Raw genomic sequence first — 22,968 nt, forward strand, 5'->3', positions numbered from 1 at the left:
GTTCTTATTCTCCTTCTGGTTTTAATATTGATAAATCATTATCCTGTAAAAAGTAAAGCAGCTGCCACGCCAGGGCTTCTACAAACGTTTCCTTGCTGTCATAATTTCCGGCGTTTGCTTCAAATAGTACCGCGTGGGTAATCTCATGGACGACTACATAGCTTTTAATCTCTGGCTTAAGGTCTTCCATGATCTGTATATATAAGGTGTCATACGTAACACGCCCGCCCAGGTCTTCGTCTTGTAATTCTTTAAAAATGTCTTGCTGGATAGTGTAAGGAAGCCCGTTTATCCAGATCATGGAAGGGACTGGCTTACGCCCCTTCACAAAATCCATATCATTGTCAATAACCAGGCGGTTAAGTACACTTCCTACGCCAGCGTGGTACCTGTCTGCTTCTTTCTGTGACATACCGGCCGACACCAATAAAAGGTGTGCTACTTCCCACATGAAATACTGGCGCATTCTTGCCGGTGCTGCTTCCTGTGTAACCCGGATTTCCTGTACCCCTGGGTCTGCTTCATAACTGTACGGGTCATTTGAATTACAAACGCTGTAGGGTATCCGATTTACTATAATCTTTTTCGGTAATTCAGTCATAGCCTAGTTCCCCTTTCAGTTCGTCTATAATGTCGCTGGCTTCGTCCTTAGACAGTTCTTCTAACGGTGTATCCGTGTAGTCTTCCAGGAAGCCGCCCACCTGGTCTAACAGCGTGTCTATATAGTCTAACTGGCTATCTGTCGCCATAAGTCCAAGTTCTTCCATAAGGTCTTTATCCATGCCGCCCACCACCTTTTACCTCATTCTTTATACATTCTTCGTCACGCTTACCGACAACGTTATGGAAATATTTACAGTACAATTCCCCTTTGAAACGATAAATACCGCCACACGTTTCGCTACAGGTATCCGGTTTTCCGCGTTTCGTAGAAAAGGTTACTACTTCCCCTTCTGGGCTTCTGGTAAGTTTCCTGGCTGCCATCAGCTTTCCCCTTTCCAGCCGTTCCAGGCTTTCCCTGTCTTATTACTGTGAAGGGTATTAAACTGGTCTTCCAGCTGTTTTACAACTTCTTCCGCCTGTGAATAGTTTCTTACAATCCCGTCTTCGGCAATCTGTAAAAGGTATTCGTCGTCGGCGTAGTTTAAGTGGTGCCGGATACAGCTACAAAGGCTTTCGGAAAGCTTCTTAGTATTTAATACATCTGTCGGCGGTTCTCCATTTACCGCATAGCAGAAGATCACGGCTACGCTTCCTATATCGTCCTGTATGCACTTCGCGATCATTTCATTACCCAGGTAGCTAAACTTAAGCGAAAGCGGGCGACGCGTATTAACGGTATCTGAGTTTATGGGCGGTAAGTCAAATTCCGGGCGACGTTCTACGTGGTACGCTAAAATTTCCAAGCCTTTACCGATCGCGAACACGCCAGGCGCCCCGCTTAAGCCGTCTGTAGGTGTCCAGCCTTCCATAAAGCAGCCGCTTTCTACGTCCGCCTTTGTTTCAAGAAACATTTTCATAAGTTCGTCGGCGGTAGGTTCTTCCTTTTCCGGTACCATTTCTACCACATAATTACCCAGCGCTGTTACAATTATCATTCTGTACATCATGCCACCACCTTTAATAAAATCTGACCGATAATAATACCGGCTTCAATGATCGCCGCCACTTTCCAGTAAGTAACACGCTTCGTTAAGGTCGTCGTTAATTTAATAAGGTTGTCTACCTTCTCTTTTCGCTGATCTGCCACTTTTGTAGTCTGTTCCATAATACGTGTTACGGTATTCAGATCAGCGGATTTCTTAGCAAGCTTCTGGTTCGCTTCATTAAGCGAATACTGTAACATTTCAATTTCCAGTTTGCTACCGGCCATAACTTCGCGCTTTTGCGGCTGCTTATACGGTTTTCCCATTTTATAACCCCCTCGCTTTCTCCCAGTCTTCCAGGCTCATTTTATTACCCCAGCTGTAGGCTACACTGGCTTCTGCTTCCAGCTGTACAGGGAAGTCCTTAAGTGGCGGAACTTCCATAACGGCTTTCTGCCATTTTGCGTAAGTATCTACAAGCGTGGTATCGTCGTCCAATTCTACTATAATTTCGTCGTGTATCTGGGCTACCATATCGGTATGTCCGTGTAACATGAAAGGCTTACAGCCTAACAGTTCTTTTGTTTCTGTAGCGTAGCCGTCCCACGGTTCTACAGCTATACCGTTATGGCTTGCGGTATCCATACCACATTTTTCGTATACAGTATTCTGGGCGCGTTTCATAATATCGGCGGCGGAACCCTGTACCGGTGTATTCGCTGCCCGTCGTTCGTCCTCTGACCTTGTGTAACGGTTACTGCTGTTAATCGCCGGAAGCAGACGCTTATAGCCGTAAATGGTTTCCGCGTATCCCGTTTCCCTAGCTTTTACTTTGGCGTTTACTTGCATACGTGGGATACCTGGGTAAGTCTTCATAACGGCGTCTACGATCTTCTTACACTCTGGAAGGCTCTTACGAAGCCCCATTTTTTTAAAGGTTTTCTGTAAGGCGTGTTCTGTACCGCCGTAAACAGAACCGAAGTTTCCGGCTTTCGCTCCACTACGTTCGTGCTTCGTAACCTCTGCTTCCGGTTTACCCGTCATAGTAGCCGCTGTTTTTCTGTGTAAGTCTTCGTGATCTCTGAAAGCCTTACGCATAACTTCACACCCGGACTTCCAGGCAGTTAAACGAAGTTCAAAGCCGCTTTCGTCTTCCAGAAGGAATACTTTACCGGGTGCTGCCTTATAGAAGTTTCGTACCCCCAGTTCGTCGTTATCCGGGCGTGGTACGTTCTGGCCGTTTGGACTGTTGGACGCAAGGCGGGCCGTTTCTGTCCATGGTTCATACTTTGCATGGATTCTGCCAGTAACAGGGTTTACGTATTTTTCGCGGCCTTCTACGTGAGAAGATAACAGGGTGGCGTACTTCTGTATGGTCTGCATACTCTTTAAAAATTTAATGCCAATGTCCTTATACGGGTGTTCTTCTCTTCGTGCGATTCTGATACGTTTAACTTCTGCTGTAGTGTATTCGCGCGGCCATAAAAGACGCTGATCTTGATAAGATAAGTCCGGGTCTACCGTTTCCCATTCTTCCGGTAAAGGTGTTTCCAGGTACTTTTCTTCGTCTGGGTCTTCCAGCTTGTTTTCTAACATAAAGATCATATCCATAAGGGCGTTACTGTCCAGGCTAGGGTCTTTTGTTTTGTCAGACCAGGCAGCCGCCGGAAGCTTAAGCGTATCAAATACAAAAGATTTAACGTCTTTCGTTTTACCGCCAACACCTACATTAAGGTCTTTTATGCCGACGCTTGCGGCCAGGTCCTTCATAGTCTGGGCGGCTATCTCGATCGCGTTCTTTGCTTCTTCCCTTTTAACCTGGGCTATGTCGCTGTCCCATTTCATACCCCAGTATTCCATAATTCCGGTAACCCTTGTAAAAGGCATTTCGATATTTTTTAACCAGTCGGAATAGGTCGGGTATACTTCGTTATCATTACTTATCTGTTTCGCTACTTCGTCCCAGTAAAGGTAATGCTGTACGGCGTAGTCGCTATCCTCACAGCAATAACTTAAGGCGTCGTGTTCGTCGTTTGGTACCTGGTCGAAAAATAACGCCTGGTTACGTTCCAGGACAGAAGTAAATTCTGACATCTGTACGCCGAAGACTTCCTTCGTCATAGGCTTAAGACCTTTACCAACGTAAGGGCGTTTCGGATTTTTTATCTTGTTTGGTAATAGCAGCTGTGACAGCCTTATCCATGCTATGAACGGGTCAGCACATGGCATAAGAATATATTTTCCGTATTTCGCCGTGAATTTCGTTTCAAAGTTCATATTTACGGCAATCTTTACGATCTTATGATTAGTAAAGAAATGCTGTTCTAAGGTATCAAAAAGTCGTTTTCTGGCTTCGCTTCTGGATAAACCAGGCTCAAACTGATTAGCCCCCGGATTGTCAATAAAGATAGCCCTCGCTTCGTCACACGCTGCCGATAAAGACATAGCGCACACTTCCGCTTTCCACGGGTCAAGGTTGACGTCACGCGTCCAGCTGTCTAAGGCTTTTCCTGTTACTGTATTACCGTCTTCGTCTGTCGGCGGTATCCTGTGGTCTTTATCTCCACTTGTTTCGTAGTCGAAACCACCTAATCCGGTTTCCTCACAACGGTTACAGTAATCAATAACTTCCTGTATTGTAAGAAGCGGTCTGTAGTCTTTAAAACCTTGCTTACGAAGTTTCGGCCATTTAATCGCCCATTCTCCCGGACGCTTTCTTGTCTGCATACAGTCCGCCAGGGAAGAACCTACAGCTTTCTTTTCTGTAGGTTCCACTACTGCCGTAGTGACTGGCTTTTTAACCTGTGCTGCAAGACCGCCGGAAGCTGGGAACATATTACTTAAATTCAATATAGAACCCCCTTTTTTAAATGTCGTTTTCCATGTGATCGAATAATCCCATTTCAAAACACTTTGATATATAAGAGTTAAACCGCGGCGTTTTTCTATATCCACCGCTTGTCATAGTCAGCATACGAAGGCGGACACACTGGTTAATAATAGCCTTTGCTTCTTCCTTCTCAATGCTTAACATAGCTTCTACGTCGCCAAGTCGTAAGTATTTCTGTCTGGCGAAAAGGTCTATGAACTCGTTATACTTACTGGCACCTTTTAAGGTATCCAGCTTTCTTAACTCGTTTGTAATCTTGTCGAATTTATCCCCTACTATTTCTTCTGATACTGCCAGTCGTGCATAGTAATTAAGGCCACAACCAGGGGCGTTATACAGCTGTACCAGATAGTCATAAATAAAATTTACGTGTGCCGGGTAAACGGTAATTCGTTCCCCGCTTTCGTCTACGCTGTGCGTAAGTGAAGCAAGGGCCACGGCCAAACGTGCCACCTTGTTACGTTGATCGGAAGGCGATACCAGCGGAATATCTGTAGCGTTTCCGTATACCTTAGACAGCTTCGTAGCTGTTTCCAGAATGGCGTCTACAGTATCGGGTAAAAATACAACCTGTTCCGGTGTTCTGCTCCACGCGAATAACACATTATTTTTTAAGGCGTCGTCGCTCATGGTTCGCGGAAATGACGGAAGCGACCGGTTATACTTTTCCGGGTCTACGTCGGTCGATCGCATAAATATAGCAAAATCAAAACGTCGTATATCCTCATTGTTAAAGACGTCCTTTAAGCTTTCGGCGCCCTGTGCGTAATCGGAAAGACGTTTACCTTTCGGCGCGTTACCGGAAAGAATGGCCCTTACCCTACAAGGCGTTTCAGCTGTAACGGCTCTCTTAACTTCCAGCTTACCGTCTGATCTTGCAAGGGTCATTTCCCCGTATTCGTCCTTTTCTATACCGGTGTCTTCGTCTACCCATATAAGTTCTTTATCTGCCAGCGGCCAGGCACCCCAGACGATATACCAGCTTCCGCGGTTACCCTGTTCCATTTTGTAAGTAAGACCGGTACGGCTTGTACTCTCGGCATTTACACGGTTACCAAGTCCGATATATTTCATCATTTTTTCGACTAAAGCAGACTTACCGGTACCAGTATCGCCGACTATCTTAAGTTCTACCCACCCCCTTATAGGGTCGGTATCCCATGGAACACGGAAACGTAAAATACTGTGGTAAACCAGCAGCAGACCTAAAAGAACTTCGTCGCGCTCTACGATATGCGTTACGTTATATGTCAGATCATTAAGTATAGTTCCCAGCTTCGATACGATATTTTCCACTGTCATACTTTCCGGTCTAAGGCTGTCCAGTTCTTCCCGGACTTCTTCGGTCAAGGAAAAGCTTTCTACGACGTCCTGTAAAGGTGTCGCGTTCGTTACCAGAATGGTACTTTCCTGGTTCTTCGGGTGTGGGTACATATAACCGCTGATCTCATAGTATTTATTCGTTTCAATCTTCATACCACCGATAGCGTAAATCTTACGAAGTACATAGCTTCCGGTATCGTCTTCTTTAACGCCGTCTTCTTCTGCCATAGGAATAACCAGAAGTTCGTCTACGTTGATCGTTTCCACAATGGAAGTATCGTACTTTCCGCAAGACGGTATCCCGCTGATCTCCCGAAGGATTCCCTTTATATTGTCGTCGCCCGTTTCTGTCATTTGAATAAGTTCACGGTTATGATCGTTCAGTTCCTTATATGCCGTAGCTGTAGGAATGTTCAGCAGCGGACAGCCATACTTTTTACATTTTTCTTGTCCCCAGCATGAATACTCCACTTTTTTCGGGACAACGTAAGGCGTATGCTTCTTACCAGCCACCATTACGCGGGTCGTAATCAGCTTACCTGTAAGGGAAGCGTCGGAAGTTTTCGCAAGCGGAAGGTTTATAGCTTCTTCGGCTACGTCGGTGTTACCCTTAATACAAGGACACATATCACCGGCACATGGTACCCTGTCGTAATCGTTGTCGCCTTTCTTCTTTTCGCCGTGAAGTGATCGTATAAAAGCACACCCAAACTGGTAGTCCTTTTCACTTCCGTAAACACTTTCTATAACGTTTCTGGTGTTCGCCTTACGTTGCTGGATACTGTACCGACTGTCCGCGCTGGTAAACTTTACTACCCAGTCTTCCAGGATACTTGTAGCTTCTTCTTTTTTGTATCCGGCTGCCTTAAAGTAACAGCAAAGCTGCACAGTGGCGTTATTACGATCACCGTCTTTCTTCCAGCCATTGTTAAGAATGTCTTCTACACATACCGGCGGTTTATCTTTAACGAAAACATATTCTGTTTTATTTCGCTTATCAGATACCGTAGCGGCGGCTTCTTCGTATTCGTGTAACTTGTCCGCGTAGAATATCCCAGCTTTTGGTCTTTTACGTACCGTCTTTTCTTCTCTCTGGATAGGCTGGCCGGTACGCGCTCTTTCCTTAATTTCGTCTAATGTCAGTTCCTTAAGCTGCTGTAAGGTAAGTTCGATCTTGTAAAGCCCGGTCTTCTGGTGTCTGGAATATGGAAGACGTAACATACGCTTTACGGTATAAACCACAAGATCTACAGCTTTTAAAGGTTCTGTATACTCTACTGGTCGTCCGTTTTCGTCTTCCTGTTCCTGTACTTCTCCTAACCTGTAACGAAGGTATCCGGCAATATGCTTATATACTCTCTGTAAGTCTTTTCTAGGCTCTACGCCTAACGCTCTTTCGTCTACCAGAATATGGAAGCCCTTAGACCCGGAAAAGTAAATATGTAAGTCCTGTTCCTGTATGTCAAGTTCCCCGGTGAAGAACTCCACCAGCTTAATAGCTTCTTCCTGGGCTACTGCCGGATTTTCACTATAGTCAAGGTCGAAGTACAGGGGGGCTAAGAAGTCTTCCCCCTCTGTCTTCTTCTCATTTGCGTATTTCTGGACCGTGGCAAAACAATTAAAGTCCTTTGCTTCTTCGTGTTGCCACTTCGGTACGTCGTCCAAGTGTTTACGCTTCCACGGACTGCTTTTTCCGTTTTCGTCGCACTGGTAACAATCCACGTACACATATTCTTTATTTTGTTTTGCCATTTCTTAAGGCCCCCTGTTTTACTTTGTGGTATAGTCTTCTGGGTTAAATACTCCCATAGCTTCAAATTTGATAGCCAGCCATGATACGGAAGCGTCTGTACGGCTACGCTGTTCTTCTGTAGACAGTCTGGTAACCACGCTGGTAAGTCCTGTACGTGCCGGAATACCGATCTTTTTATACGCTCCACGGAATACGTTCATAGCATACTTACCGTAGGCGATCGTAGCAGTAGGGGCGAAGGACATAATATAAATTTTCGGAATACCGTCGGCTTCAGAAAGGGCGTCTACAGGAACTACAGAAGCCATATAACGAAGTTCCAGGTCTTCCACGCTGTAGCGTTCCGCTGCTTCCGGGTTCTCCTGTAACCACGCTGTAAGCTGCTGTACGGCGTCTTCTTTCTCTCTGCAAGCTACAATCAGCTGGCCGTCTTCTGGACTGTTCTGTAATCCCCATAAAGACCAACGTTTTTCACCTTTTCCAATAATGACGTCGATATGATCTTTATATTTAATACTGTCGTCGTCTTTATCCACAAAATCCCCCTTCTTATCCACAGTCAGCCAGGAACCCATGTAAACAAAGTCAAGGTCTAAGCCGTCGTTTGCTTTCTGGAACTCCTCAAAAGTGTTATTAAGAAGTGTGGTAATGTATGCGGCACCGTTCGGCTTAACCTCTGCTACAGCTGTTTCCGCTGCTTTTGCGATCGCTGTACCAGCTACTTCTTCTGTTCCGGCGTTTTTTGCTGCTACGTCCATGTTCTGTGTTGTGTTCTCGCTCATAATAAATACTTCCTTTCGTAATTAGAATTTAATACTATCCAGTAAACCGTCTATAACGTCCTTTTCGGCGCTTTTCGGCTTAGATGGTAACTTAATACCCAGACGCTTATATACCTTTCTTCTGCTGTAGTATTGACCTTTCAGAACGCCTACAGAAGCGTCCACATAGTCGAACCATACCGCTTTTTTATCTGGGTTCTGTGGGTCCTTTCTCATAATACGGCCTATTTCCTGTTCCAGATTAAGACCCGTATTACTCTTTCCGTCCCCACGTTTTGGTGTTACTGTATGCCCCACACAAAGGCTAGGTATGTCCAAACCTTCACGGGCTAACTGTGTAGCAAAAAGGATATTTACTTTTCCTTCCCTACACTGGTCTAAAATCTCTTGTCGTTTCTTTTTGGTAACTTGCCACTTCTTAAATTCTTCTTCGGTATACTGTGGCGTTTTTACTTTCCACCTTCTGGCTTTTCCGTCGTACTTACATTCTGTACCGTAGTCAGCTGCCAGGGCTTCGGCCTGTCGTTTTCCACCGGCTACCTTCCAGCTATACCGAGTAAGTCCGCCATGCACTACAGCGGTCTTACAACCTCTGTATCCCTGTTCCGTAAGAAGCTTGTCTACTTTCTCTTTCAGCTTAAAGCAATACCTTACGCTTTCAGAAAGAACGATAGACTGACCGTATTTAACCGCGTCTACGATACTTTGGGCTACCAGGTTTAACCGGTCTTCATTTTCAAAAAGTCGGTATAAAATGTCCTGGTAATCCAGGTCTTCGCCCCCGGCGTCTATGTTTCCGTCGGCGCTATCTTCATTCCCGTAAGTGAAGGACGTGTAGACAAACTTTACTTCTGGTAAAACTAGCTGATCGTCTTTGTAAAGGGCGGTTCGTGGAACCTCATGTAGTACCGGTCCAATACCTAAGTACATAAGCTGTTCCATTTCGTCTTTACGCTTCGGTGTGGCCGTAAGTCCTATAATACGCTTCGCCGGAAACTGGGCGGCGGTATCTAAAAACTGGGTACTGGGGAAGTGGTGTGCTTCGTCGATCACGACGACACCTATAAACTCTTTCAGCTTTTCTACAAGTCGCTGTTTTGCCTTAAGTGTCTGTACCGTCGCTATAATAAGCTTACGGTCGCCGAAGTCCTCTATACTGTCCCCCAGGATACCGACACGACCTACGCCTTTCAGTGTAGATAACGCCCTGTCCCTGGTCTGATATACTAAATCTCTGGTGTGGGTAAGCCATAATGTCGGGCGTCCAACTTCATAGATATATCGCATACCCATGATAGTTTTACCAGAACCCGCCGGGGAAACCCCGATACCGTTTTTACGTAACAGGCTATCTATAAGCGGGTTCTGATAATCTCTGATCTGGAAGTTTTCGTTCCACGGTCCGAAGTCTACCGGTTCCCCTTCTACCTGTTCCTTATCCCATTTAACGGACGTCGTTGTTTCTGGAATAAGACTGTATAAACGATCTGCATAACCACGGGGAAGTATTAAGCTTCCGTCGTTGTCATATGTAAAAAGCTGTAGCTTCTGGTCTATGCCCCAGGTAGGGCGACGCTGGTACTTCGCTTTTAAGTATGCCGGGTTATCTATTGTAAGATCGTCTACTATTTTCAGTTTCAAGGGAAGCGGATAGCCACTTACCCTTATGTTATTGCTTTCGTATATGTGCAATCTCGCACCCCCTTTAAATCGTATCCACGTTCGCCGTTTATCTCTATCCGTGGAAGGTTAATAGCTTCTATTTTCCCTTGCTGTAGTTCTTCCAGCGTTATATAACGCCGTCCTTTCTGGTTCATATACGCCATAGCGTGAACCAATCGGAAAGCATAGGCAACGTCTACAGCTTCGTTAAGGAAAGATATCAGGACAAGCCCTATATTTCTGTCTAATGCCTTTTCAAAATTTATCAGACCTTTAAGCTGGTCGGTGCGTAACATTGACAACTTAAACTGGTCGCCGTCCGTTCTCTTTTCCTCACAAAGTAAATTTACATGTTCCAGAAGTACCAGTTCGTCCGCTGGCCGTGTACCCAAGTTTCCACCGTCTGTAATGCGTAACCGCCATAAGTTTGGTATCTGCCGCCAGCTTCTTCTACATTCTTCCTGGAAGTCTTCGCCACGCTGTCTACGTTCCGCCTGTTTCTCATTACGCAAGGTAGGTAAGTGCGGCGGCTTGTAACTGTGCCTTCGCTCTGATACAGCTTAAGGCTTCTTTCTTCGCGTCCAGGTCTTCCCTGGTCTTGAACTGGGAAACCTCGATAGCCTTAATATCTGCTTCCACGCTTGCCAGTTCCTTACGTTCTGTGGCGCTAAAGTGTCTACGGAAAGCGTCGCGCTGGGTATCGTTTGTAACGGATACCCTTACACTTGTACCGTTTGGGTAGTTAATTACACCGTAAGCGTCCTTACCGGTTCCGCAGATCGTGTTAATTGCTTCTGCTTCTGTAATCTGTATAGAAGTTTCCAGCTGTCGGGCGTGTCTGACTAATGCCGCTTTATTCTGGTAGGTTTCTTCGTTCTTACGTCCGGCTTCCAGAATATCTGTAACAGCAGCGTCCAGCTGTGAGATAGTGTTAATCAGCTGTTCGTCTGTCACTACTGGGGTGTTAATAGTCGGTACGTGCTGGTTTGCGGCTTCGGCTGCCGCCTGTACTACGGCGTCCGCGCCGTACTGTTCAATAAGTTTCTGTAATTCTTCTTTCATGTTTTTACCCTTTCTTAATTGCATAATGTTTTTGTAAAGCTGCCTAAAATACCGTTTCTCTGCTCCTGTTCTTTTTCCTGTGCTTTTGCCTGTTCTACAGCTGTTTTAACTACGGCAGATATAACGACATTTTGTACAATAGGTACCGCGCTTGCGACTTCCATAACGGTACACGCTTTTAAGTCGTAAACCTGTTTTTCTAGTTCTGGGAAGCCGCCGTAAGCCTTTAAGGTATCCGCCATATTTGCGATCATAGTATCTTTACAAAGTTCATTGAAAGCATTTATCTTTTTACCGGCCACGGCTTCGCCCCCTTTCGGATATGTGGGCGTACCACCAGGAACGACCCACCCATACAAGAACTGTCAAACGGTTTACTGATCGTATAGGCGCCACAGTTCGGGCAGCTGATTTTTATAGCACCAGCGGAAGAAACCACCGGGTTAAGTTCCTGTAAATCGTTATCCGTAATCGGTTCTTCGTGTCCACAGTTACCACAAGTCCAAAATTTTACCTTCATACCGCTACAAGCTCCCTTTGTCTATCAATGATCTGTAAAGCCGTCTTTACTACTTCCGGGCTATATTTTTCTTCGGCTGCTACCTGGTCGATAATCTGGTTAATATCCATAAGAACCTTATTACCGGTGTGGCCCTGGATAAGTGCGCTAAAGTTATCCATAGCGTACTGTCGTTCCTTTTCTTCCTCGATACGGCTACGATCTAAGACTTCTTCCCCAGACTTTGCACATGACACCGGTATAAACTCCGCTTCATATTTTCCACTGATTTCGTCTATCTTAATCAGTGCTACCCTTATCTGTCGTTCCATTTCATTAACGGAAGCCGACATACGTAACAGGCTGCCAGGATTTACAAAAAGTTTGTCGTCGGCGCTTCTGTGATAAATTCCATAGCCTAAGTGATCGTGTCCAGTAAGGATAATATCGGCGGTCGTGTCCACCTTATATAAATCACTGTATCGGTCAAACGGTGGGCGGTGGTCTAATAACATACCATGCGCTATATGTACCCCGATACGGTTACCTTCCGGGTAATCTACATCCGGACCGTAGCCATAACCGTTTATATCCATATCTTTACTGTACGGTGTAGCAGTCAGATACACTTTATAGTGTCCCTTTGCCAGATAAATAGGCTTGTCGCTGGCACTTCTGATAACTGTAAGCTGCGGTACCAGCATTTCCAGAAGCCTTAAACTGGTACGGTAATAGCTGTCTACGTTATATCCGTAAATATCATGGTTACCCAGGGTACAGTAAATATTTACTGGACTTTCCTTTAACACTTCTGCAAATTCCAGAAGAACGGCTATACCAACTTCCGGCCGGTCGAATATATCCCCAGGCTGTAAGATCGCGTCTACAGCATTGTCTACAGCTATCTTAAAAACTTCCTTAAGCTTCTGTTTCGCGGCTTCCTTATAGTCGTCTATACGGTTTCTGGGGTTCGTGCCGCGTAAGTGTAGATCGCCCACGAATAAAAATTTAACCATCTTCTTCGTCCCCCTTTCTATCGTCTTCGCAACACTCACACCGTACCTGGTCTGGGTCGTCCGTATAGAAGATAATCCCACAGTCTATACAATGTTTTTTCATAATACGGACACCTCGCTTTCTCCACTCTGGGAACGCTTCACAGCTAAACTTACTTCCCCGATTTCTGCAAGGTCGGCGTTATGTGTGATAAGGATAATCTGTCTTCCAAAAGTAGCACTATACTCTTTTAAGAAATATGCTACCGACGGCGCGTACTCTTTTGATACGTGCTTACCTACTTCGTCCAGGAATAACGGACCGTCTACGCCTTCCATTTCGCCGACTGCCAGACGAAGCGCAAGGGCGATAATATCAATTTTTCCGCCGCCGCGGTCATAATCCGGCTTTTCCAGCTTCGTAATAACGCTGTCGTCGTTTAAGTAGTATTCAGCGATAGGCTGGTTACCTCTTAAGGTAAGGTCGATCATAAATTTATGATTTCCACCGAAGACCACGTTAAGCGCTTCGCTTACTATATCTTCTATTCTTACCTTTACCTGTTGTCTGGCGTAGTCGCTGGTCTTCTGTAAAAGAATCTGTACCAGTCCAAACACGCCTAACTGTTCTTCCGCTTCCGTCTTTACCTTTACCGCTGCTTCTCTTTGCTTTTCCAGTAATTCGCGTTTCGCCATCTGGTTATTAACCTTGTCCCTGGCGGTACGAAGATCAGCAGCTATACGGTTAATCTGCAAAGTGTTTAAACCCTTCGCAGTACCATAGCTTATCGGCTCTGGACGGATAAAAAAATCCATAAGTCCCATAAGCTACCCCCTAAACTTCCGGTATGTTACTTTCCACGTTCTTAAGGTTTTCTTCTACAGATTCCGACAAACGGGTAATTTCTGCTTCGATCGTATCCGGTGTAACGCCTAACTGCTTCATTTCCTCTACAACCTTGTCACACTGTTCCTGTGCGGCTTCCAGCTGTGTTTCCGCCTTTGTCTTTGCATTTTTAGCAGCTTCCAGTCTTTCTTTTGCTTTCTCAATACGTTCTTTAATATCCATTACTTCGTACCTTCCTTTCCGTTTTTACTTTGATACATAAGTATAGCTTTATTACCGGCGTCCCCTTTAAGGGTAAAAGTCTGATATACCGGTGCTGCTACTTTGATCGGGGCGTTTTCATTCAGTACCATAACTTCGCTATCGTCTGGCACGTCATAAAGTAATGATCTTAAATCTTTTACTGTCATTTTGTATTACCTTCCTTTCTTGTTATCATAAGCGCTGGTTTTTTGCCGTCCTTCAGCATAACCGCGGTTATTTCCACTTCTTCGTCTAAGGCAAACCCTACAGCTTCCCTAAAATCCCCCGGAAGCTGTAAACGCCCTTTTCCGTCAAGTTTTCGGACTACTTTTAATAAACCACCTTCATATAATGCCATTAGACTGTACCCCACTTTCCGTATTTCGCAAGGTAGCCGTCCGGCCCCAGGTTACGGAAGTCCGTAGCGCGTTCGTTCGCTACGCCGACGTCCTTATAAACTCCCAGGTTATGGGCTTTTCCTTTGTAGAAACACCGGACTTCGTAACGCTGTTTATCTTTCCGGTAGTGGACACCCTTAACCATGTCGGCGTATTCTGGACCGGTAGGCTCTACCGGTATGTAGCTTTCGCCGATCGGAAGATTAACAAGGTTATCCCTGGTAAGGTTCAAGCTGTTACCGTCCTTAAAGATTGTGTTCTGTCCGCGTTCCGGCTTCGATATAACCCTATGTAAAAGTGGCTGCTTCTGTTCAAAGCCAGAAACATTTACCACCTTACCACCGACACGGTGGGCGGTCGCTCTTATATAAAGCTGACCGTTTCTTTTGTGGATAAAGGAAAACCATGTACCAGGCCAGGACTTAACTAAGTCCATATCCGCAGCGTCTAGTTTTACTTCCACGGAACCATAGCCCACGTTTGGCGGCGCTTCTACAAAAAGCGTAGCTTCCTTTCCACGTATGATAAAATCGTTTTTCAAACTGCCGCACCCCCTAAAACACTGTCCAGATAACTAATAACAGACTTACCAATACCTTCCGCCAGCGTTACGGTAACCGCGTTTCCGAACTGCTTATACGCCTGTGAATTACTTACAACCTGTTTCCAGTTATCCATAGGAAACGCCTGTAGTCTGCCGTATTCCGTCGGCGTAAGTTTTCTTACTCTATACTTCGTGTGATCGAAGATTTTAATATGATGTGTACCACCCGCTACAGCTGTAGCTGTTGGGCTGATACCTTCCGGGTCGTGTACCCGTCTGCTATGATCGTGTCCACTACTCTCTAACATTCCTATCACCTCTATTTCTGGTAGCCCTTGCGGCCGTTGCTCTCTCTCTCTCTCTCTCTCTCTCTCTCTGTATTCATACATTCGTCTACCCTTTCCAGTACCAGCGGTACTTGTTTGTAGTCCGACGCCAGTAACGTAGGGGAACACCCTATAAAAGTCCCTTTCCCGTTACGCTGTGCCTGTATTACGCCGTCCTGTATCAGCTGATCTATGGCCGGTAGGCGCTGGCTCTCTCTCTCTCTCTCTCTCTACAATCATGTGTCATTTTCTCCGCCTTTCTTATCGCATATAACCACCTGGGAACACCCTGTAAGCAACGACTGGGCTATCTCTTTTCCGACCCGTCCGCGTCTGGTATTACTTTCCGGATAAGCTATATTTATGGCGTCCCCATATCTCCCTACAGCTATTCCAGCCTTTGTAGCTTCGGCTATCGGGAACAAGGGGGCGTCTTTTCCGTATCGTTTTTCGTGATATTCTCTACCACCTTCACCCCTTGCCGACTGCTCCGTAGTGTCGGGGCTACCTCTGTGTAAATCCTTTTCCGGCTCTCTCTCTCTCTCTGTAGGATAACCGTAAGTATCGTCTACAATGACGCCGTGTAAGTCCTGGGCGGTCAGTGTAAACATAGGGTCTTCGTCTTCCTTCGATCTACGCCCATTCTGTCTTTTATCTACTCTGTCCGGCGTAATCGTAGCGTGTACCTTACCCATAGAAGAAATACGCTGTAACGCCTGATCTATGATTTTGTGAGCCTTTTCGTCGGCAATGTAAAACTTGTCGTCTACATCAGCTTCAAGGATTGTAGAAAGCTTCGGTACGTAGTCGTGTTGTTCTTCCGGGTATGTATAGGTATCTGGTAAGCTGTCCAGAGTACCGACAACTATATACCTTTCCCTGTTCTGGGGTACGCCCCAGTATTTGCTATTAAAAAGCTGTGCGTGGCACTTGTACCCGGCTTTTCCGTATTCTGCTTCCAGCACTGGCAGAAGTTTCCTTAACGCCTTCACGTTTTCCGCTACAAGCACTTTCGGAACCTTCTCCGGCTCTCTCTCTCTTGCTTCGGCCAACAGCCGCATGATTTCAAAAAACATACCGCTTCTGGTCGCTGCCCTATGGTTCGTACCGCCACAACCCGGACATAAGTTTTCTTCGCTGTAAGTTTCCGCAGACACTTCCCATACGGTGCCGCAGTCGGCACATTCCAGCTTTATACCAGCCTGTTTTCCGGCTACGCTTAAGTCCTGGCAAGGAAACCCAAACGCCCAGACGTCGGCTTTCGGTACATCTTCAATGTGCATTTTCTGTATATCTGCCTGTACCACATGATCGCCTACATTTTCCCTGTATGTGGCTACAGCGTACTTGTCAAAATCCCAGGCGCCGACGATTTTAAACCCGGCGTTCTGGAAGCCCAGACCAAGACCGCCACACCCACAAAAGAAGTCGTTTAATGTGTACAATTTTCTTTTACCTCACTTCCACACAATGGACACACGCCCCCGGCAGCTTCCCAGGCGGCCTGTAGTTCTTCCTGTGCTTCCTCTAATTCTCTGTTACATTTTTCTACGTATCTTCCAGCTGCTTCATAGGAAAGCTGTCTTGTCTGACTTACCGCGTTTAACCTCTTAAGGTTGTCCAGTTCGTCGTACTGCTTAGAAATGCTTCCTAGAATGTCCGCCAGGGCTTCTGTGTTCCCCATGGAAGATACCTTATATCGTAAGTCGCGTTCTTCTTCGCTTACTTCGTTAAATCGCTTATAGGCACGTTCCAGGACTTCTAAGGCTTGTGTGTCTTTTTCCGCTTCGTCCAGCATGAACGAAAGCCCTACCGCCTGGTCTAACTTCACTACCAGCGCCGACGTTCTTCTTATGGTTTCCTGTAAATTGATATATCCATACTGGAAACCTAAAAGTGCGTCGTACCTTATTACGTCTGTTTCCACTTCCTTAAGATCAGCCTGTAAGTCTTCCAGATTCCGCGTAATATGGATAACCCTTAAAGGTTCGTTCTGATCTTGTACCGCTTTCCAGAATCCTGTGTTAAGGTCTTCCAGCTTTTCTTTTTTTGCCTGTTCGCGTTCCGCAATACCAAGCGATACAGAAGCGACGACCACACCGGCCAGACGTTCCACTTCGTCGTAATATTTAATACGCTGTTCCGTGTTCAGCTGGTAACTATTCATAAGGGCGGTAAGCGCGACGTGTCGGCTCTGATCTTCCTTTAATTTTGTAAAGGCAGCTTCCGCTATTTTAAGTTCAGCGTCGAACCGGTCAAGGTCGAAGTATTCCGTAAGAGATACGTCGATTTCCCCTATCTGTTTGTCGGCGTAAGAAATATCATTACGTGTCTGGTGGGTCTTTTTATTTACCTCACTGATCGACTTATCTACGATTTCTGTACCCGCCAGCTTTCCTAAGACCTTCGCCCCTACGCTTGCGCTTTCCGAAAGCATAAAAGGCGCGTCCAGCTGGAAAGCAAAATTTAAACAGGTTTCAAAATCACCGTACTGCTGTTTTACCAGTCCCAGGGTTTCCTTAATCTCTGGTGGTATCTCTGCCTTTTCCCACGCTGTAGGAAAAGCGCTGTGTGTATAGGTCGTCTTACCCTTTCTTCTGGTCTTCGTGATCGTGATACCGTTATCAAATGTTACGGATACCTTAACCTGGTCTACAGCTTCTTTAACTGACCCGTCCGGGTTACGGATTGTGTGTAAGAACGCTTCCCCGGTCGGCTCATTAAAAGCGAACCACCGAAGCGCTCTTATGATCGCTGTCTTTCCGGCGTCCGACGGTCCGGTAATGACCGTCAGCCCAGGGGAAAGACAAAAGGTACTATTTGTGTGTGACTGATAGCCTTCTATCGTCACTTCCTGGATTTTCATTACAAAGGTTCCCCCTTCCTTACTTTCTCATTTATAAATTCTATAAGCAGCCACTTAGGTATCTTTATCTTCGGGCCGTCCTGTACATACGGGAAGCCCTCACTATGGATAAGTTCGTAGGTCTGTCGCTGGCCCTTTCCCAGAAAGTCCATTAAATCGTATGGCGTAAGCATTAAAGGCAGATCGTCCATACTTTTAAATACTTTCGGTTCTCTGGCTTTAGCCATTATCTACCTCGTCGCCCAGGTGTTCCATTTCTTCTTTTTCTTCTGCCGTAAGTGGCGTATAAAAGACTTCTGGTACCGTACTTCCTACAGCTAATGCTATAGATTCCATAGCGGACTTAGACGGCTGCTTATTACCGTTTTCAATGTGGGATAAATGCCCCACGGATAACCCTGTTTTCTCTGACAGGTCTTTGAGTAACAGACCACTAATTAGTCTGTAATACTTTACTTTGTTCATTGCTTTTTCTCTCCTTTGCCGTTGTCCTTGTGACGGTTTTACTTGTTTATTTGTCTGTGTGACAATTATACAGTGTAAAATATAAGGATACAAATACGACTTGTCTTCACGACAATTTTTATAACTTCCGCCGTGTGTCGTCGTTATCCTCTGTTATCCTCTGTTTACCTCTGTCACAGAAAAATATTTTTAAACTGTAGTATCGGCGTCACGCGGTACAATTATGGCGTAAGGAAAACCGGATTTCTTCGCCCGTATCACTTCCTTTTCAAGCTTCAAACGGTCGTCACTCTTATAGATCACGATACAGCCGTTTTCCACTATCACTACTGCACATTCCACTAGAATACCCCCTTTCAGTTTGTAAAATCGGTATCCAGCATACGCCCACGGACTACAGCACATAACTTAAAGATTGTGTTCCCGTTCGGGTATCGTCCGTCGTATCGCAGTATCCAGGTAATACCGTATACGTCTATAAAACAGCGCCCTTCCGTAGCAAGGCGGCACCGGCTACCGTCTTTATTGTAATATGCCGCCCAGAAAAGGGTACTAAGTTCGTGGTAGATCGCTGCCCGGTGTGGGCGATCGGCGCTATCATAGTCTTCCCGGTTAATTAAAAGTTCCAGGCGTTCCCGCTGGCGAAGTTCACGGCGTTTAAGTTCGCGGCCGTAGGTCTGCTTCCAGATACGGTAAGCTTCTTCCTTTGTCATTCCTTCGCAGTCTTCATAAATTTGTCCTATGATCTGGAACTGATCGTAGGTATCGGGCGTTTCTGGCGCCCGTGTACCCTTTAAAAACTCGCTGTAAAGCATTTTCTTAGCACCCCCTTAAAAGTAATCCGGTCTTATCGGATAGTCGTAAAGTTCTACTGGCTTAATGCCGCAGTCTTCCAGCTTTATGTTTTTGTGTGTAACGCTTCCGGTGTCTATCCAGATTGTGAAGTAGCCGGCCTTAATTGCTTCGACGTGTCCGGTAAAGACTACCCCACATTCTGGGTATTTTTTCTTTAACACCTTTTCGGTGTAGGCTTCACACTCTTTAAATTTTTCTTCCACCAGTTCGGCGTTGCGATTGGTAACCGCTTCGCACTCTGTAAAATACTGATACCATGCGTCCTTGTTCATATCTTTACTTCCTTTCCGGAAGGGGCCGAAGCCCCTAAATAAAGTCACTTACACACATTCCAGGTGCGTCCCATGGGTTGCTAGGTCCGTAATTTCTTGCACTACAGCAAGAAAAGCTTTCCATTTCCTGTCTGGCCTGTTCTGCTTCTGCTTCACAAAGTCTTTCTAAAAACTCTTCGCTTTCCGCTTCAAGCTGCTCTGGCGTTTTTACCAACTCCTCTTTAAGGCTTTCAATCCAGTCCTGTAAGCTACTGTCTGTCATGTAGCCTTTATCGAACCATCCTTGTACCTCTGCTACCTGTTCTTCTTTAGTCGTATACCTGTTTCCTACTTTTCTAAGTAGTAAAACCGCTTTTAAAATATTATTATCTCTCATACTGTTGCCGCCTTTCATGTTTAGTTATTTATCTTTCGTTTCTGATTAGATAATACTTCATAATGATTAGATTGTCAATACCTATTTTAATTATTTTTCTAACTTTTTTGATTGACTTTTCTAATCAATTTGATTATAATTATAATATCCTAATAGAAAGGGGGTGTACAGTTTGGCAGTAGCCGACAAGATCAAGGCACTTCTTAAGCTACAGGGTAAAAAGACAGAAGACTTAGCGGAAGCGCTGGGACTGGCTTCTAAACAGGCTCTTTACAATAAGTTTAACCGTGATAGCTTCACGGCGTCCGACTTAATAAAGGCCGCGGACTTTCTTAACTGTGACTTGAATTTTGAAACAAAAGAAGGTCAGAAGATCACACTTACAGTAGACGACATCAAAAAATAGTTACAGTTCGGAAGAACACAATTACCCAGGAAAGCCCTACAGCTGCAAAGCTGTAGGGTATTTTCTTTGTCGTCGTTGGGTGATATGATAAAAGAAAACACTTAGGGGGAATTATGGATAAAGAATATTTATTACGTATGTGTAATCTATTGGATTATGGAATGACAGTTAACGCTAACAATGCACACTGGTACGACGACGCTATGGAAAAGGGATATGTAGAAATACGGAAGCCAAAACGTGCTACTAAGTTCTTTCTTACGGACACTGGCCTAGAAGTTATACAGCCAGTTCTCTATCTTTACATTTTCAGAAAATATTATTTCACAAGGGATACACAGCTTACAGAAGATTACTATGAACGATACCATGACACACACCAAGAATTAAGCGCCTGGGACCTACTTATACAGTATCACGTAGACAAAATAAACGAATACGACGGAAACAAAACACAGAAGCCACCGCGTACCTATATTTATTTCGTAGCTAACCTTTATAAGTATAGCGGAAGAAAGACAGAAGCCGGACGCTATTACATTCTGGTTTATATTTTAGATATGTCTGGTGTTATGGAAATCCCGACGCTTAGTAGCCTAGATGTAATTAGCGTTCCCGCTAAAGAAAAAATATTAAAGAAAAGTGGGGTACTTCCAGGAATCGCTACAGAAATAGTAGACTGTTTAGAAGAAGCAGAAGCTATAGAGATATTCCGGGAAGTTTACAGCCGTGTTAGTCTTCCGATCAGTGTAAGGACTAAAGAAGATATGGAAAAAGGCCTTAAAGATTTATATGAGGATAACAGAGGATAACAGAGGATAACGCCATAAACTAGCTTACTTCGGATAACCAAGGATAACAGAGGTAAACAGAGGATAAAGAAAAAGACCTACAGCAGTAAGGTAGATCGAAAAATTTTTAAAGAACTTAAAGAAGGGGGTATAGAAAACCCACTCATAAAACGAATAGGAAAATGAGTTAAAAAACAATACCCCCTAAAAGAAAAATAGATACACTTTATATTATATACTAATCTTTATTATATATTTTATTTATTATATAGTTATGTATATATAGTTATTATATGTATATAATAAGGGTCTTTTATGCTGTAGTTTCTTACTGATTTTCTACTACGAATTTTACTACAGTTTTTACTACAAAGCCGCGGAAAACAGGGGTAAACAGAGGATAACAGAGGACAACGGAACATTTACAGAATACAGAGAAAAAGCCCAGAAACGCTATGTTTCCGGGCTTTTAAAATGGCTATATTACATTATCCATGAAAATGTCATAAACTCTGGCGAAATCACTGTATGCTTCCATAAAAACCTCCAAATATTTTCCGGGCGTTCCATCGCCCGCAGCGTTCACATTATACCATGTCTTCCTGTATAAGTATACGCCTCTGACATAATATGACACAAAAAATCCGGGACCGCAGCCACAAAAGCTGTGATCCCGGAATTCTTATCTAACCGAATCTCCTGCTACTCCAGGCTTTACTGTACAGGCATATAGTATACGTCTGCAGCCTCACCGTGCCAGTAAAAGCTTGTTCCATCCTCTTCATATACATCACAGTCATACTGAGAAGAGAAGGTGAAACGGTTTCCTTCGTTATCCATCCATGCACCGTTTCCGTCCGGAACGATAACACGTGGTTTACCATCGGAGTTTCTGTAAATAGTTCTTGTCTCATCTGTGTTGCCAAGCTGCTCATCTGTAAATCCGCCATTTACGATAGCACCGGAGGAGCTGCTGTCAGTGGATGCAGTTCCATTGGAAGAACCATCAGATGTACTGCTTCCGTCTGTAGATGTTCCGTCAGATGCTGCACTTCCGTCTGTAGATGTGCTTCCGTCGGCAGCTGTAGTTCCATCTGCTGCTCCGTCAGAAGAAGCTGCTGCATTACCATCTGCAGATGCACTTCCGTCAGAGGAAGCTGCTGCATTACCTTTACCGGCAGTCTTGGCTGCGGAACCATTTGCCGCACTCTTCAGAGTGGAATCACCAAGGATCGCAAAGCTGTCGACAGACTCCTGAACCTTTTTCAGAGCATCCTCTTTTTTAACAGATGCCACAAGGCTGTAATACTCACTGTCATTTACAAAGTATTTATTGATAGCATATACATAACCGTCACTCTTGGTCGTATCCTTATATTTCACAGTATAGGAATAAATGTTGATTCCGTCTTTCTGATCTGCCTTGTAATCCTGGATCTCAAAATCGGTTCCATTTACCATGTTCTCTGCCTGTGTCATGGAAACTGCCATATCCTGGGAGTTCGGGATCACTGCGGATTCCAGATCTGCGCCGGATCCGTGAAGGATCAGGATCCTGCCCTGGTCCGGAGACTCGAAGCTTACCATATCTGTCTCGTCGGACTTGTTGGCCCAGGTTGCATCCGGAAGCTTGATCGCTACGGATTTATCCTTGGATGTATAGGTTGTATTCTGTGCGTCTGCTGCAACAGTCGGTGTAACCTTCGCTTTTTTCGCCGGTGTCGGAGTAGGAGTAGACTCCACAACCACGCTGTCCTCTTTTCCTCCTCCGAAACTACATGCCGTCATGACACCAGAAAGAGCAACAGTCATAGCTAAAAGTGCAATAAATTTTTTATTCTTCATAGTATCCTCCTCATAATCATCATCAGTCACAAAATGTGTCCGGAACATTCACTCCTGAACACACTCTTTGCTATAGTTTACGATTTTATTACAGCTTTGTCAATTGATTTCTCCCTGTACTTTATGAATATCCTGTAAGCAGATATCCTGCTCCGTACAGGATTTTTCTAACATTATAATTT

Annotated in this window: 31 protein-coding genes; 2 read left to right on the forward strand and 29 right to left on the reverse strand. The window is 44.9% G+C overall.

Annotated elements, in window-relative coordinates; genetic code table 11:
• Window positions 1-4 precede the first annotated feature (4 nt).
• From DWW77_RS07035 to DWW77_RS07165, 28 genes are all read right to left on the reverse strand, one after another.
• Complete coding sequence (locus tag DWW77_RS07035) at window positions 5-601, reverse strand: hypothetical protein (RefSeq protein WP_118608369.1); 597 nt, start codon at window positions 599-601, stop codon at window positions 5-7.
• Entirely contained in the window at window positions 594-782 is a 189-nt protein-coding gene (locus DWW77_RS07040) for a DUF3072 domain-containing protein (RefSeq protein ID WP_118173866.1), read from the reverse strand. Before DWW77_RS07040 ends, DWW77_RS07035 begins: the two co-directional genes overlap by 8 nt.
• Entirely contained in the window at window positions 775-984 is a 210-nt protein-coding gene (locus DWW77_RS07045; RefSeq protein ID WP_118608370.1) for a hypothetical protein, read from the reverse strand. Before DWW77_RS07045 ends, DWW77_RS07040 begins: the two co-directional genes overlap by 8 nt.
• The gene (locus DWW77_RS07050) at window positions 984-1,607 is read right to left on the reverse strand and encodes a hypothetical protein (protein ID WP_118608371.1); all 624 of its coding nucleotides are present in this window, start codon (window positions 1,605-1,607) and stop codon (window positions 984-986) included. The genes DWW77_RS07045 and DWW77_RS07050 overlap by 1 nt, the downstream gene beginning before the upstream one ends.
• Window positions 1,607-1,912: a hypothetical protein gene (locus DWW77_RS07055; RefSeq protein WP_118173869.1), complete on the reverse strand. Its 306-nt coding sequence runs from the start codon at window positions 1,910-1,912 to the stop codon at window positions 1,607-1,609. Before DWW77_RS07055 ends, DWW77_RS07050 begins: the two co-directional genes overlap by 1 nt.
• Before the next feature lies 1 nt (window position 1,913).
• Window positions 1,914-4,436 (reverse strand): DNA polymerase, encoded by a 2,523-nt coding sequence (locus tag DWW77_RS07060; protein WP_118608372.1) that lies wholly within the window; start codon window positions 4,434-4,436, stop codon window positions 1,914-1,916.
• 16 nt (window positions 4,437-4,452) lie between these two features.
• Complete coding sequence (locus tag DWW77_RS07065) at window positions 4,453-7,551, reverse strand: DNA primase small subunit domain-containing protein (RefSeq protein ID WP_118608373.1); 3,099 nt, start codon at window positions 7,549-7,551, stop codon at window positions 4,453-4,455.
• 18 nt (window positions 7,552-7,569) lie between these two features.
• A complete protein-coding gene (locus tag DWW77_RS07070) occupies window positions 7,570-8,334 on the reverse strand; it encodes a hypothetical protein (RefSeq protein WP_118173872.1) in 765 nt (254 codons plus the stop codon).
• A 21-nt stretch (window positions 8,335-8,355) separates the two neighbouring features.
• On the reverse strand, window positions 8,356-10,026 hold the full coding sequence (locus DWW77_RS07075; RefSeq protein ID WP_118608374.1) for a DEAD/DEAH box helicase: 1,671 nt from the start codon (window positions 10,024-10,026) through the stop codon (window positions 8,356-8,358).
• A gap of 316 nt (window positions 10,027-10,342) precedes the next feature.
• Window positions 10,343-10,474, reverse strand: a complete 132-nt coding sequence (locus DWW77_RS18270) for a hypothetical protein (RefSeq protein WP_286187998.1) — start codon at window positions 10,472-10,474, stop codon at window positions 10,343-10,345.
• 26 nt (window positions 10,475-10,500) lie between these two features.
• Window positions 10,501-11,058 carry a hypothetical protein gene (locus DWW77_RS07085; protein ID WP_118608376.1) on the reverse strand — a complete coding sequence of 186 codons (558 nt, stop codon included), beginning with the start codon at window positions 11,056-11,058 and terminating at the stop codon, window positions 10,501-10,503.
• 14 nt (window positions 11,059-11,072) lie between these two features.
• Entirely contained in the window at window positions 11,073-11,360 is a 288-nt protein-coding gene (locus DWW77_RS07090) for a hypothetical protein (RefSeq protein WP_118608377.1), read from the reverse strand.
• Window positions 11,342-11,578, reverse strand: coding sequence for a hypothetical protein (locus DWW77_RS07095; protein WP_118173877.1), 237 nt, complete (start codon window positions 11,576-11,578; stop codon window positions 11,342-11,344). The genes DWW77_RS07090 and DWW77_RS07095 overlap by 19 nt, the downstream gene beginning before the upstream one ends.
• Entirely contained in the window at window positions 11,575-12,573 is a 999-nt protein-coding gene (locus DWW77_RS07100) for a metallophosphoesterase family protein (RefSeq protein ID WP_118608378.1), read from the reverse strand. The genes DWW77_RS07095 and DWW77_RS07100 overlap by 4 nt, the downstream gene beginning before the upstream one ends.
• A gap of 99 nt (window positions 12,574-12,672) precedes the next feature.
• A complete protein-coding gene (locus tag DWW77_RS07105) occupies window positions 12,673-13,377 on the reverse strand; it encodes a hypothetical protein (RefSeq protein ID WP_207661920.1) in 705 nt (234 codons plus the stop codon).
• A gap of 10 nt (window positions 13,378-13,387) precedes the next feature.
• Window positions 13,388-13,621, reverse strand: a complete 234-nt coding sequence (locus tag DWW77_RS07110) for a hypothetical protein (protein WP_118173879.1) — start codon at window positions 13,619-13,621, stop codon at window positions 13,388-13,390.
• Entirely contained in the window at window positions 13,621-13,809 is a 189-nt protein-coding gene (locus DWW77_RS07115; RefSeq protein WP_118608379.1) for a hypothetical protein, read from the reverse strand. Before DWW77_RS07115 ends, DWW77_RS07110 begins: the two co-directional genes overlap by 1 nt.
• On the reverse strand, window positions 13,806-14,000 hold the full coding sequence (locus tag DWW77_RS07120; protein WP_118608380.1) for a division/cell wall cluster transcriptional repressor MraZ: 195 nt from the start codon (window positions 13,998-14,000) through the stop codon (window positions 13,806-13,808). Before DWW77_RS07120 ends, DWW77_RS07115 begins: the two co-directional genes overlap by 4 nt.
• Window positions 14,000-14,581 (reverse strand): hypothetical protein, encoded by a 582-nt coding sequence (locus DWW77_RS07125; RefSeq protein WP_118608381.1) that lies wholly within the window; start codon window positions 14,579-14,581, stop codon window positions 14,000-14,002. The genes DWW77_RS07120 and DWW77_RS07125 overlap by 1 nt, the downstream gene beginning before the upstream one ends.
• A complete protein-coding gene (locus DWW77_RS07130) occupies window positions 14,578-14,892 on the reverse strand; it encodes a DNA cytosine methyltransferase (RefSeq protein WP_353616924.1) in 315 nt (104 codons plus the stop codon). The genes DWW77_RS07125 and DWW77_RS07130 overlap by 4 nt, the downstream gene beginning before the upstream one ends.
• A gap of 254 nt (window positions 14,893-15,146) precedes the next feature.
• Entirely contained in the window at window positions 15,147-16,355 is a 1,209-nt protein-coding gene (locus DWW77_RS07135) for a DNA cytosine methyltransferase (RefSeq protein WP_182431200.1), read from the reverse strand.
• A complete protein-coding gene (locus tag DWW77_RS07140; protein ID WP_118608383.1) occupies window positions 16,343-17,776 on the reverse strand; it encodes an AAA family ATPase in 1,434 nt (477 codons plus the stop codon). Before DWW77_RS07140 ends, DWW77_RS07135 begins: the two co-directional genes overlap by 13 nt.
• Window positions 17,776-18,003: a helix-turn-helix domain-containing protein gene (locus tag DWW77_RS07145; protein ID WP_118173886.1), complete on the reverse strand. Its 228-nt coding sequence runs from the start codon at window positions 18,001-18,003 to the stop codon at window positions 17,776-17,778. The genes DWW77_RS07140 and DWW77_RS07145 overlap by 1 nt, the downstream gene beginning before the upstream one ends.
• Window positions 17,996-18,334 carry a helix-turn-helix domain-containing protein gene (locus DWW77_RS07150; RefSeq protein ID WP_286187999.1) on the reverse strand — a complete coding sequence of 113 codons (339 nt, stop codon included), beginning with the start codon at window positions 18,332-18,334 and terminating at the stop codon, window positions 17,996-17,998. Before DWW77_RS07150 ends, DWW77_RS07145 begins: the two co-directional genes overlap by 8 nt.
• 96 nt (window positions 18,335-18,430) lie before the next feature.
• A complete protein-coding gene (locus DWW77_RS18000) occupies window positions 18,431-18,583 on the reverse strand; it encodes a hypothetical protein (RefSeq protein ID WP_182431201.1) in 153 nt (50 codons plus the stop codon).
• Between the two features lie 14 nt (window positions 18,584-18,597).
• A complete protein-coding gene (locus tag DWW77_RS07155) occupies window positions 18,598-19,056 on the reverse strand; it encodes a hypothetical protein (protein ID WP_118608384.1) in 459 nt (152 codons plus the stop codon).
• Between the two features lie 15 nt (window positions 19,057-19,071).
• A complete protein-coding gene (locus DWW77_RS07160; RefSeq protein ID WP_118608385.1) occupies window positions 19,072-19,368 on the reverse strand; it encodes a hypothetical protein in 297 nt (98 codons plus the stop codon).
• Window positions 19,369-19,402: 34 nt separating this feature from the next.
• A complete protein-coding gene (locus DWW77_RS07165; RefSeq protein WP_118608386.1) occupies window positions 19,403-19,744 on the reverse strand; it encodes a hypothetical protein in 342 nt (113 codons plus the stop codon).
• 172 nt (window positions 19,745-19,916) lie between these two features.
• On the opposite strand from DWW77_RS07165, the gene DWW77_RS07170 reads away from it, so the two are divergent.
• Both DWW77_RS07170 and DWW77_RS07175 read left to right on the forward strand, forming a co-directional pair.
• Window positions 19,917-20,150, forward strand: coding sequence for a helix-turn-helix domain-containing protein (locus DWW77_RS07170; protein ID WP_118608387.1), 234 nt, complete (start codon window positions 19,917-19,919; stop codon window positions 20,148-20,150).
• Between the two features lie 113 nt (window positions 20,151-20,263).
• Entirely contained in the window at window positions 20,264-20,962 is a 699-nt protein-coding gene (locus DWW77_RS07175) for a hypothetical protein (protein WP_118608388.1), read from the forward strand.
• 693 nt (window positions 20,963-21,655) lie between these two features.
• Here DWW77_RS07175 and DWW77_RS07180 read toward each other — a convergent pair.
• The gene (locus tag DWW77_RS07180) at window positions 21,656-22,786 is read right to left on the reverse strand and encodes a hypothetical protein (RefSeq protein WP_059086908.1); all 1,131 of its coding nucleotides are present in this window, start codon (window positions 22,784-22,786) and stop codon (window positions 21,656-21,658) included.
• Window positions 22,787-22,968: the final 182 nt, after the last annotated feature.

The organism is Ruminococcus sp. AF17-12 (genome assembly GCF_003479245.1).
GTDB classification, from domain to species: Bacteria; Bacillota; Clostridia; order Lachnospirales; family Lachnospiraceae; genus Blautia_A; species Blautia_A fusiformis.